Origin of the sequence: Gilliamella sp. Choc6-1, assembly GCF_001690385.1 — a bacterium.
Taxonomy (GTDB): domain Bacteria; phylum Pseudomonadota; class Gammaproteobacteria; order Enterobacterales; family Orbaceae; genus Gilliamella; species Gilliamella apicola_A.
In genome coordinates this window covers 43,861-55,589 of the sequence record NZ_LZHI01000026.1, presented here as the reverse complement: position 1 = coordinate 55,589, position 11,729 = coordinate 43,861, and the positions used below count along the sequence as shown (strand labels likewise).

At 34.5% G+C, this 11,729-nt stretch carries 10 protein-coding genes, 1 rRNA gene and 1 pseudogene; 1 reads left to right on the top strand and 11 read right to left on the bottom strand.

From position 1 onward, the window contains the following. The 11 genes and pseudogenes from A9G36_RS03205 to tsaE form a co-directional block, all read right to left on the bottom strand. Positions 1–236: ribosomal RNA gene (locus tag A9G36_RS03205) — 16S ribosomal RNA — on the bottom strand; the annotation flags it as partial. Between the two features lie 303 nt (positions 237–539). Beyond that, entirely contained in the window at positions 540–1,721 is a 1,182-nt protein-coding gene (gene purT, locus A9G36_RS03200) for a formate-dependent phosphoribosylglycinamide formyltransferase (protein WP_065585399.1), read from the bottom strand. Positions 1,722–1,799: 78 nt separating this feature from the next. Then, the gene (locus A9G36_RS03195) at positions 1,800–3,098 is read right to left on the bottom strand and encodes an adenylosuccinate synthase (RefSeq protein WP_065568926.1); all 1,299 of its coding nucleotides are present in this window, start codon (positions 3,096–3,098) and stop codon (positions 1,800–1,802) included. 19 nt (positions 3,099–3,117) lie between these two features. Further along, on the bottom strand, positions 3,118–4,080 hold the full coding sequence (gene hflC, locus A9G36_RS03190; protein WP_034947588.1) for a protease modulator HflC: 963 nt from the start codon (positions 4,078–4,080) through the stop codon (positions 3,118–3,120). Between the two features lie 9 nt (positions 4,081–4,089). Then, positions 4,090–5,301: an FtsH protease activity modulator HflK gene (gene hflK, locus A9G36_RS03185; protein WP_051825406.1), complete on the bottom strand. Its 1,212-nt coding sequence runs from the start codon at positions 5,299–5,301 to the stop codon at positions 4,090–4,092. 23 nt (positions 5,302–5,324) lie between these two features. Then, positions 5,325–6,620: a ribosome rescue GTPase HflX gene (hflX, locus tag A9G36_RS03180; RefSeq protein ID WP_065585398.1), complete on the bottom strand. Its 1,296-nt coding sequence runs from the start codon at positions 6,618–6,620 to the stop codon at positions 5,325–5,327. A 20-nt stretch (positions 6,621–6,640) separates the two neighbouring features. After that, positions 6,641–6,886, bottom strand: a complete 246-nt coding sequence (gene hfq, locus A9G36_RS03175) for an RNA chaperone Hfq (RefSeq protein ID WP_034947582.1) — start codon at positions 6,884–6,886, stop codon at positions 6,641–6,643. 286 nt (positions 6,887–7,172) lie between these two features. Then, positions 7,173–8,087: a tRNA (adenosine(37)-N6)-dimethylallyltransferase MiaA gene (gene miaA / locus A9G36_RS03170; protein WP_034947579.1), complete on the bottom strand. Its 915-nt coding sequence runs from the start codon at positions 8,085–8,087 to the stop codon at positions 7,173–7,175. Then, entirely contained in the window at positions 8,084–9,937 is a 1,854-nt protein-coding gene (gene mutL, locus A9G36_RS03165) for a DNA mismatch repair endonuclease MutL (RefSeq protein ID WP_065568924.1), read from the bottom strand. Before mutL ends, miaA begins: the two co-directional genes overlap by 4 nt. 20 nt (positions 9,938–9,957) lie before the next feature. Next, positions 9,958–10,662 (bottom strand): annotated as a pseudogene (locus A9G36_RS03160) (N-acetylmuramoyl-L-alanine amidase); the annotation flags it as partial. Between the two features lie 56 nt (positions 10,663–10,718). Further along, positions 10,719–11,198, bottom strand: a complete 480-nt coding sequence (gene tsaE / locus A9G36_RS03155) for a tRNA (adenosine(37)-N6)-threonylcarbamoyltransferase complex ATPase subunit type 1 TsaE (protein ID WP_034947573.1) — start codon at positions 11,196–11,198, stop codon at positions 10,719–10,721. Between the two features lie 127 nt (positions 11,199–11,325). On the opposite strand from tsaE, the gene tusB reads away from it, so the two are divergent. After that, positions 11,326–11,607, top strand: a complete 282-nt coding sequence (tusB, locus tag A9G36_RS03150) for a sulfurtransferase complex subunit TusB (protein ID WP_065568923.1) — start codon at positions 11,326–11,328, stop codon at positions 11,605–11,607. Positions 11,608–11,729: the final 122 nt, after the last annotated feature.

The window sequence follows — 11,729 nt, the reverse complement described above, 5'->3', positions numbered from 1 at the left end:
CATATGGGTTCATCAAATGGCGCACGTCCTCGCGGAACCGTACTTTGGTCTCTCAACTTTATGCGGTATTAGCAGTCGTTTCCAACTGTTGTCCCCCTCCATCTGGCAGATCCCCATACATTACTCACCCGTCCGCCACTCGTCATCAAGTGCAAGCACTCATGTTACCGTTCGACTTGCATGTGTTAAGCCTGCCGCCAGCGTTCAATCTGAGCCATGATCAAACTCTTCAATTTAAAGTTTGATGCTCAATAACTGTCTCTGACATATTCAAATGAATCTTCAGTGTCACTTATCAAGACTTCTTAATCTTTTTAGTCCGTAGACTTTAATTCTTCGTCTCGCAAGTGCCCACACAGATTGTCTGTTTCTTCTTTTTAAAGAGCTAACAGCTTATATCTTTCATCAACCTTTTGTTGATTTAGTTCGCTGTCTCAAGGGTTGCGTATGTTACTCACTTCACTTGTGAACGTCAACCCCTATTTTAGAATTTTTTATTTTTTTGTATTGAGTGACTGTTTTTTACACAAATTTATGCATTATAGGGTTATCTTTAGTTGTTTTGTCACATCAATTGCTTTATTAATGGCCTCTTTAACTGTCGATGCTCTAGCTAACGCAACACCCATTCTTCGTGTTCCTTTTACTTCTGGTTTACCAAACAAACGTAAATCGGTTTGCGGCTCGCTTAATGCTTTATCAATATTAGCAAAAGTTATTTGCTTGGAATTACCTTCTACTAATAAGACAGACGATGCACAAGCACCATATTGTTCTATAATTGGAATTGGCAATCCTAATATTGCTCTAGCATGTAATGCAAACTCAGATAAGTTTTGTGAAATTAACGTCACCATACCGGTATCATGAGGGCGAGGTGATACTTCACTAAACCATACTTGCTCCCCTTTAACAAATAATTCAACACCAAATACTCCTCGCCCACCTAATGCTTCTGTTATTTTAGTTGCAATATTTTTCGCTTTTTTCAATGCTTTTTCAGGCATCTGCTGAGGTTGCCAAGATTCTCGATAATCACCTTTTTCTTGACGATGGCCAATTGGTTCGCAGAATGAAACTCCGTTAATATGCCGAACAGTCAGCAAAGTAATCTCGTAATCAAAATCAACAAAACCTTCTATGATTACTTTCCCTTTACCAGATCGCCCCCCTTCTTGAGCATATATCCATGAAGATTTGATATCTGCTTCACTACGCAATAAAGATTGACCTTTACCCGAAGAGCTCATAACTGGCTTAACCAAACATGGAAAACCGATCTCTTTTACCATTTGTTCATATTCAAATTCGTTTTCAGCGAAACGGTAAGGTGAAGTGGGTAGTTTTAATTCTTCTGCAGCAAGACGGCGAATTCCCTCACGATTCATTGTTAATTGCGTTGCTTTTGCTGTTGGAATAATAGTAAATCCTTCTTTTTCCAACTCAATTAATGTAGATGTAGCAATAGCTTCAATTTCTGGTACGATATAATCAGGATTTTCCACTTCAATGACTTTTCTTAGAGCCCCCCCATCAAGCATATTAACAGTATGATACCGATGAGCTACTTGCATTGCTGGCGCATTAGCATAGCGATCAACAGCAATAACTTCACAGCCAAAACGCTGTAATTCTATCGCCACTTCTTTAGCTAATTCTCCTGCACCACAAAGCAATACTTTAGTTGCAGTCGGTGATAAAGGAGTACCTAATTTAGCCATAATTCCCTCATACACAGTTAATCGTTATACCTCAAAAAATAAAAAATCGGGAAAATTATCCCGATTTTTTAATCAATATTAAGCTTGATAAGGATCACGTAAAATCATGGTTTCATTGCGATCAGGACCTGTTGAAATAATATCAATTGGTGTTTCAGTTAACTCTTCAATTCTTTTGATATAAGCTTTTGCGGCTTGCGGCAGTGCATCATAGCTTTTAATACCAAAAGTTGATTCACTCCAACCTGGCATAGTTTCATAAACAGGTTTTACTAAGCTCCACTCTTCAGCGGCAGCTGGAGCGTTTTTGATAACATCACCATTTGGTAATTGGTAACCGACACAAATTTTTACTTCTTTAAGCCCATCTAACACATCAAGTTTAGTTAAACAAAATCCAGAGACAGAATTAAGTTGTACTGCTTTACGCACAGCAACAGCATCAAGCCATCCAGTTCGACGGCGACGACCTGTCGTTGCACCAAATTCATTACCTTGTTTGCAAAGATATTCACCAACTTCGTCAAATAGCTCGGTAGGGAATGGACCAGCACCAACACGCGTAGAGTAAGCTTTAACAATACCTAACACATAGCCAACATAACGCGGACCAAAACCAGATCCCGTTGCCACACCACCAGCAGTAGTATTAGAAGAAGTTACAAAAGGATAAGTACCATGATCGATATCAAGTAATGTACCTTGTGCACCTTCGAACATAATTCTTTCGCCTTTTCTTCGTGCATCTTCCAAAAGTGCAGGAATATCGGCAATCATAGCAACTAAAATATCAGCAATCGCTAATGTATCATCTAACACTTTTTGATAGTCAACCGCTTCTGCTTTGTAATAGTTGACTAATTGGAAGTTATGGTACTCCATCACTTCTTTTAATTTTTCAGCAAAAGCTTGGCGATCACGTAAATCACCGACTCGAAGCCCACGGCGAGCAACTTTATCCTCATAAGCAGGACCAATACCACGCCCTGTTGTTCCAATAGCTTTATTACCACGAGCTTTTTCTCGAGCTTGATCTAATGCAATATGGTAAGGCAAAATTAGAGGACATGATTCAGAGATAAGGAGTCTTTCCTTAACAGGAATACCACTATTTTCTAACTCTTTCATCTCTTTCATCAAAGCATCAGGACAAAGCACTACACCATTAGCAATAATGCTAATAACATCATTACGTAAAATTCCTGATGGAATTAAGTGTAATACTGTTTTTACACCATTAATAACTAATGTATGACCTGCATTATGCCCACCTTGATAACGAACAACATATTTTGCTTTTTCTGTGAGTAAATCAACAACTTTACCTTTACCTTCATCACCCCATTGTGTACCTAGCACAACAACATTATTACTCATAAGCTATTTACTCATTCTATTATTTATTTGATTTTAATTTCATATATTGGAAAAAGTCATTATCAGGGCTAATTACCATAACATCATTACTTGTAATGCTTTTTTCATAAGCTTTTAAACTACGAATGAAGCTAAAAAACATCATATCTTTACCAAAAGCATCAGCATATAGTTTTGCGGCAACGGCATCCCCTTCACCACGGATAATACGTGACTCTCGCTCAGCTTCAGATAAAATTTTAGCCGCTTGCAATGTTGCGCTAGCTCGGATTTCCTCTGCTTTTCTTACACCCTCAAAACGCTTATCTCGAGCAATAACTTCGCGTTCTGCTCGCATTCTTGCATAAATAGAACCAGAAACAGCATCAGGGAAGTTTATCTTTTTTATACGCACATCAATTACTTCAACCCCAAAAGCTCTTAAACTAGTTTTGCCATCTTCAGAATCTTTTTTAAGATCAACAGGTAGATTACCAATTTGAGCATGTTTAACTACTTCATGATGAGTACCATTTAAAGAATCTTTAACACGAATCATTAAAGAATTACGTGATTTAGTATCCGCGTTAGAATCGTTTATAATATCTTCATTACTAAGCTTACCAATTTCAGCTCTTAAACGGCCATTCAAACGTGCTAATAATAAGTCTTCAACATTGTTACCACCAGCTACCGTTTCATAATAACGGTTAAAATCTATAATTTTCCATTGAACAAAATAGTCAACAATTAGCTCTTTTTTTTGTACATTAAAAAACCGCTGTTCTCTATTATTATTAGAACTATTTGTCGTGTGGATTTTTGCATCAATTATTTTTACTCTATCCATACCAGGAATTTTGAAATGTAATCCAGGTTTTGACAAAGCAATAATTTTATTGAATCGCAATACGACTCCACGCGTACCTTCTTCAATAACATAAGCACTTGAAAAAAATATCCCAATCAAGATTAAGACAATAGGAATTAATAGTTTACGCATTTTTTCTCCTTATCGTCCTATAGTTCGCGTAGTATTTCCTGAAATACTACCACCATTAGGTTTATTACTATTTTGTGATTCAGGTTTAGTTTCTTGTCGATTTTTTATTTCCTCAGAAGTATTTAGCATATTAAAATGATAACTTTCATTTGTATTTGATAAGGTCGAGGTATCAAAACCCTTTTCAGCTTTATTTTTTAATAATTGCTCTAACGGCAATACCATTAAATTACCACTTTTATCATTAATAATGACTTTATTAGTTTTACTTAATATTTTTTCCATTGTTTCGATATATAAGCGCTCTTTAGTTATTTCAGGCGCAACTTTATATTGTGGTAATATTTTTTCAAATCGAGCAACATCACCAGATGCTTCAAGTTGAACGCTAACTTTATAAGCATTAGCATCAGCTAAAATTCTTGCAGAACGACCTTCTGCTTGCTGAATTAACTGCACTTTATCCGCTTCAGCCTGCTTTATCTCACGTTCACTGTCACCTTGAGCTCGTATAGCATCATCATAAGCGTCCTGAACTTGCTCTGGCGGTCCTGCAACTTGGAAATTTAAATCAACAATATTAATTCCCATATCGTAATGAGTAATAACATTTACAAGCTCATCTTTAGTGCTACTTTCAAGTGCTGCACGCCCATCTGAAATAATAGCATCAATATTAGAACTACCTACAGCCGTTCTAAGCGCACTATCAGCTGCTTGATGAAGGCTATCTTTAACATTAGTAACATTAAATAAATATTTTAAAGGATCATTAATACGATACTGAACATTCATTTCAACATAAACTAAGTTTTCACCTGTAGTAACGATGTATCCTTTCACATTAAAATTTTGTGTTCCTTGTGTATCGACAATATAAAGATTATCGATCAATGGCATTCTCCAATTCAACCCTGGTTGTATGATTTCAGATTGAACTTGACCAAAACGAGTAATTACGCCTCTTTGGCTTTGGTTTATAGTATAAAAGCCACTTACGCCCCAAATAAGTATTAATGCAATTATAACAATGCTACCTATTTTAGTAGCACTAATTGGGCGTTTTCCTGGTAATAATCCACCAATATTGCCTGAATTACCTTTTTTTAAAAGGTTTTTAATTTTATCAAATAAATTACCTGATGAACCAGAAGGCTTTTTGTTATTATTTCCCCATGGATCATTGTCTTGTCCGTTATTTCCGGGCTGATTCCACGCCATATTTTATATGCTCCATTTAACAATTAGTTGTTATTTTGCGTATTAGTTAAGTATAACAGATCTGGCTCTTGTTTACAGAGCCTATTCCACTCAATTGAAGGCATTCTTACATTTAAATAAAAATTACCATCATCACAAATAATTTCCTTTTCTACTGCATTTAATTGATATAGACGACTTCTTATTCTAACTAAATAAGCAGGCAAACTTATCTGACAAATTTGCATTTGTTTAGTAAGTATTTCTTTTAAAGCGATAAATAAAAGATCTAATCCTAAATTATTTTGGGCTGAAATCCAAACACGAATTGGGATGCCATTTTCATCTCGATCAATACTTGGCTGTTTATCTTCTATTAAATCGATCTTATTCATAACAAATAGTGTCGGTATTTTGTGTGCATTAATTTCAAATAATACCTCATCAACTGCATACATGCTATCTAACAAATTAGGATCGGCTGCATCTACCACATGCAATAATAATGCTGCTTCTTGTGTTTCGAGAAGTGTTGCTTTAAAAGCTGCAATAAGATCATGCGGTAAATGACGAATAAAACCTACTGTGTCAGCTAAAACAACCTGACCAACATCATTAACATAAATACGCCGTAATGTTGGATCAAGCGTAGCAAATAGTTGATCAGCCGCATAAACATTGGCATTAGTTAACACATTAAATAATGTCGATTTACCAGCATTAGTATAACCAACAAGTGAAACTGTTGACAGATCAGCTTTGTTCCTAGATTGGCGATTTTGGTTACGTTGTTTTTCAACTTTAGCTAGTTTTGACAAAATTAATTGAATGCGATGACGAATCAATCTTCTATCGGTTTCTAACTGAGTTTCACCCGGTCCACGTAAGCCTATCCCACCTTTTTGACGTTCTAAATGCGTCCAACCTCGAACTAAACGTGTGGATAAATATTGTAATTGTGCTAGCTCGACTTGTAATTTACCTTCATGTGTTCTAGCTCGTTGCGCAAAAATATCTAGAATTAATCCGGTTCGATCAACAACTCGGCATTTACACAATAATTCTAAATTACGTTCTTGGGATGGCGTCAAAGCATGATTTACTAAAATAACCGAAGCGTCAAGCTGTTTAACTTTTTGAGCTATTTCTTGAGCTTTACCTTCACCAATAAAATATTTTGCTTGAGGTGCTTTTCTTGAAGTTGTTACAATATCGAGAACGTCTATCTTAGCTGAAGAAACTAATACTTCAAACTCTTCAAGATCCTCGATATTGCTTTCTTTAGGGAAGAATACATGAACTAATAAGGCAGTTTCACCGCCTTTATGTCTTTCAAACAATCAGATTCTCCACTGAAATATCAGCTTTCGCCTTCCTCTTCAGTCTGAGATACAAATCCAGAAATAGGTCTAGATGGTACGACTGTTGAGATAGCATGTTTATATACCATTTGGCTAACAGTATTTTTTAACAAAATCACAAATTGATCGAAAGACTCAATTTGTCCTTGTAATTTAATACCATTAACTAAATAGATAGATACTGGAATATGCTCGCGACGAAGCAAGTTTAAATAAGGATCTTGTAATGACTGCCCTTTTGACATGAGTTTATCCTTTAATAAGAAAATTATAATAAGATGAAAGAACCAATAATGTTATCGCAGAAAATAAATTATTATTCACGACGAAAAATAAAACTCTTTTATTATCTACCAAAATAACATAAAAAGCACTGTTCTTAAACCAAACAACAACAATTAATGCACAAATAACTAAAATTTTAATGAATTTAAACCAAAAAGTAAAAAATTATACCCATGTTTAACAAACGCTTGCAATATTTTTACTAAAATTACTAGGGTAATTTAAATTAAAAATATTCGTACTCTTTTATTTCAATATGTTATCAAAAATAGAACCTATATTATCGGTATTTAACCATGTTATAGGTTGTTTCCAACCTCGTAACCACGTTATTTGTCTTTTCGCTAATTGGCGTGTAGCGCAGATCCCTTTAAATACCATCTCATCATAGCTAGTACAACCATTTAAATATTCCCACATTTGACGATAACCAACACAACGAATAGAAGGTAAATTTAAATGCAAATCAGTTCGCTGCATAAGTGCTCTAACCTCATTTTCAAATCCTTGATCAAGCATTTGTAAAAAACGTTGCTCAATACGTTCATGTAATTGAGACCTATCTTTTGGCATAATAGCAAATTGCATAATATTATATGGTAATGCTTCACCACTTTCTTGTGTAAGTTCAGTTAGGCTTTTACCTGAAATTAAATAAACCTCTAAAGCACGATTAAGTCGCTGGGGATCGTTAGGATGAATTCGTTCAGCTGAAATTGGATCGACTTTTTTTAGATCTTCGTGAATTGCTTGCCAACCTAATTTATTGGCTTTTTCCTGTATTTGCTTACGAATTTCGCTATTAGCAGCAGGAAGTGGTGAAAGCCCTTCAATTAACGCTTTAAAATAAAGCATTGTGCCACCTACTAATAGAGGAATTCGTCCTTTTTCCAGTGATTTTTTAATTTCTACCAATGCATCACGTCGAAAATTTGCAACTGAATAACTTTCTACAGGGTCGCAAATATCAATCAATTTATGAGGATACATCTGTTGTTCCTCTTTAGTTGGTTTGGCTGTACCAATATCCATACCACGATAAATTAACGCTGAGTCAACACTAATAATATCAATGGGAAAGCGATCATAAAGAGCCATAGCGATAGCTGTTTTACCACATGCTGTTGGTCCCATTAACGAAATAATTTTTGGTTTATTCATAATAAAATTGATTGTGTTAAATTTTTTATATCAATCGGATATAAAAATGATTCTTGCTGTAACAAATTAATATCTATCTGTTCTAACTTTGCTAACAATTGAATTACCTTAGCTACACTCCAACTCTCCGCACAACTATCATAGTATTGATTAGCTAACCAAGCAGCAATTTGAGTTGGATTGAACACTTCCTTTTCCGATGATGAGATAAAACTAATTAAAGTAGGTAAAATTTGTTGCCAGTTCATTGCTCGCAATATTTTAGGCACATTTTGTAGATATAATTTAGCTTTATCAATATAAAAATGAAAACCTAAAAAACTCAACTGAGGTTGATAAGAAGACAGGACTTTCTGCTCTTTATTATCGAGTAAAATTGTTAATGGAATAAGCAATTTTTCAGAATCTTGTGATAATAATTTAATCGCAATGACTTTTTGTTGAGCAATAGGCAATTTTATTAACAATAATTTTTGCTGATCACCTTCATACTTTTCAAGCAATGCAATATTAGGCTGAATAATGGTTAATACCCGACCAAATTGTACTAGTGATGAGCTATCAAGATGCTGTTGTAATGTTTGTAACGGAGTACTTCGTTTTGGAAATAATGATTCAATCACCGCTTTTTGTGGTCCGGTTACGTCATTTTCTTCTATAGATAAAAATGGTTTTTCGATATCACGTTGTGCAATATTTTGAGAGGGAGATTCAACACTAACTAACTGACCATATAACGCATTTTCTTTAGCATAATTGCTATTTTTTTTGGGTAATTGGTTATTAGCTTGATAAGGCTTAGAAATAGCCTGTTGATTAAAGATATTTTCTCCAGCTGCTTGCCGATTAGGTGTTATTGTTACTTTTTCATCTATTGCAGATAAATCTGATTCAAGCGCCATAACTATGGATTGATAAACGAAATCATGAACCAATCTTGCCTCATGAAAACGGACTTCATATTTAGCAGGATGAACATTAACATCAACTTGTTTTGGGTCAATTTGTAAAAATACCACATAACTTTGTTGTTCATTCGTACGTCTTATATAAGCTTGTCGTAACGCATGATTAAGTAATTTATCTTTGATCACTCGACCATTCACATAAAAATATTGTAAATTACTTACTTCACTACTAGTAACCCAACCTTGAATAAACAGATCATCGTGCTGCCAATCAAGTTTTATAGCTTTTTGCATAAAAGATCGACCACAAACTAATTCAACTCTTTTTTCAAGAGAAGATAAACGATATTGTTTTACTAATTTACCATTATGTTGCAAATTAAAAGTCACATCAGGACGAGATAACGCAATACGCCGAACAAATTCCTCAATATGCATAAATTCGGTTTTTTCTGTTTTTAAAAAACGGCGTCTTGCAGGAGTATTATAAAACAAATCAAGTACTTCAACAGTGGAGCCAACTGGGTGTGCAGCAGGTTTAATCACCGGCTGCATATCTCGCCCTTCAGCATAAACTTGCCAAGCTTCAGTTTGTTCTGCTGTGCGTGAAGTTAATGTCAATCTTGCAACTGAACTTATACTCGCCAGAGCCTCACCACGAAATCCGAGGCTAATAATAGAATCTAAATCATCTAACTTGCTTATTTTACTTGTAGCATGGCGAGCAAGCGCCAGTGCTAATTCATCTTTCGCAATACCGCAGCCATTATCACGAATACGAATTAATTTACAGCCACCTTGCTCAAGTTCAATATCAATTTGAGTGCTACACGCATCAAGGCTATTTTCAACTAACTCTTTAATAACAGAAGCAGGACGTTCTACCACCTCACCAGCTGCAATTTGATTTGCTAATTGAGGTGAAAGAATATGAATTGCCATTAGTGTTGCTCTCCAAATTTTGGATTTTGTTTAACGTAATTTTTTATACCTTGATAGATTGCTTTAGCTATCTTATCTTGATGAGCATTACTATTTAGTAATCGTTCTTCGCCTTCATTAGAAATAAAACCAACTTCAATTAAAATTGACGGAATATCTGGCGAACGTAATACACCTAAACTTGCATGTTCAGGAACTGATTTATGTAATTTTACTATCTTTTTAATTTGTTTTAATACTTGTTGTGCTAGCTCATAACCCACTTGTTGAGAATAAGAAAATTGTAAATCTAATATTGCTTGACTTAAATGAGGATTGCTATCGTCGCTTAATGCATTGCCAGCACCACCTAACAACTCTGATTGTTTTTCGCTCTGTTCAAGCCATCTTCCTAATTCCGTATCAGCTCGCTTGGTTGACAATACCCAAATAGAAGCACCCATTGCATTTCGATTCGGTGCTGCATCGGCATGAATTGAAATTAATAAATTTGCTTTATTTTTACGAGCTATTTCAGAGCGTTGTGAAACAGAGATAAAATTATCATTGCTACGGGTTAATACTCCTTTAAAATTAGGATCTTTATTTAGTAAATTGGTAAGTTTTTTAGCAATAGAAAGCGTAACTGTTTTTTCATATAACTTATTTTTCCCTATTGCGCCGGAATCTTTACCACCATGCCCCGCATCAACGGCAATAACAACTTTAGCTGCATAGGCAGAACTACAAAGCAGTAATAAAATAAAAAAAGTGAATAATTTTTTCATTGTCTTTATATTGTTTATTTCAAATATGATAGATTAATAATCTCGCTGCCTTTTTCACTTATTGCCTGAACGCAAGCAGTACGTTCAAGCGCCAAATAAGTCAAATGAATTTCAAGATCAGCACTTGGCAAGATCCCATTTGCTTGCTGTGGCCACTCAATCAAACAAATTGATCGCGAAGAAAAATATTCACGAATCCCCATAAACTCTAATTCTTCTGGATCACTAAGTCTATATAAATCAAAATGATAAACTGAAAAACCATCAAATTGATAAGGTTCAACTAGAGTATACGTAGGACTTTTTACGTTACCAATATGTCCCAATTGTTGCAAAAAACCACGACTAAAAGTTGTTTTACCTGCACCTAGGTCACCAATCAAATAAATGACTATTGTACTATTATGATTTGATAAATAGTTTAAACATTTAGATGCAAGCAGCTTACCAAACAAAACTGTTTCTTGCTCATTGGATAAAATAGTAAGTTTCATCACGCATTCTTTGCTCAATAAATAGTACTTATTATATACTAATACCCTATAAAGATGTACCAAATAAGATTGGACTAAATTTTTTTTAAAATTCGAGCATGTTATTCAATATAAAAAGTGAAAAATTATGTTACACACAATTTCTTCTGCTAACCGATTAGTTATCGAACCTCTAATAATATCAAAACAAGATGCCGTGCTATTTTGGCAAAATGGAGTTATTATGGCTACGCAGAATAATCCATTATTGGATTATATTTTCCAACAAACAGATCATTGCTACATATTAGATAACGATATTAAAGCTCGTGGACTTAGTTCAAGTATCGATCCTAGGCTTAAAATTATTACGATGCAACAAGTTATTAAACTAACAACCTATTATTTTCCACAAATAAACTGGGAATAATCAAAGAGTATTTAATTTATTTGGCTTTAGCAATTGTTTAAAAGTAAATGAGACCAATTTGCAAATCTCAATACCTAGGTTTAATATAATTTTCAACCATGTTTAACTAATATTTATGTATT

Coding starts and splice junctions, on each gene's coding strand:
- purT (WP_065585399.1), bottom strand. CDS start 1,721: ATGGCTAAATTAGGTACTCCTTTATCACCGACTGCAACTAAAGTATTG.
- A9G36_RS03195 (WP_065568926.1), bottom strand. CDS start 3,098: ATGAGTAATAATGTTGTTGTGCTAGGTACACAATGGGGTGATGAAGGT.
- hflC (WP_034947588.1), bottom strand. CDS start 4,080: ATGCGTAAACTATTAATTCCTATTGTCTTAATCTTGATTGGGATATTT.
- hflK (WP_051825406.1), bottom strand. CDS start 5,301: ATGGCGTGGAATCAGCCCGGAAATAACGGACAAGACAATGATCCATGG.
- hfq (WP_034947582.1), bottom strand. CDS start 6,886: ATGTCAAAAGGGCAGTCATTACAAGATCCTTATTTAAACTTGCTTCGT.
- miaA (WP_034947579.1), bottom strand. CDS start 8,087: ATGAATAAACCAAAAATTATTTCGTTAATGGGACCAACAGCATGTGGT.
- mutL (WP_065568924.1), bottom strand. CDS start 9,937: ATGGCAATTCATATTCTTTCACCTCAATTAGCAAATCAAATTGCAGCT.
- tsaE (WP_034947573.1), bottom strand. CDS start 11,198: ATGAAACTTACTATTTTATCCAATGAGCAAGAAACAGTTTTGTTTGGT.
- tusB (WP_065568923.1), top strand. CDS start 11,326: ATGTTACACACAATTTCTTCTGCTAACCGATTAGTTATCGAACCTCTA.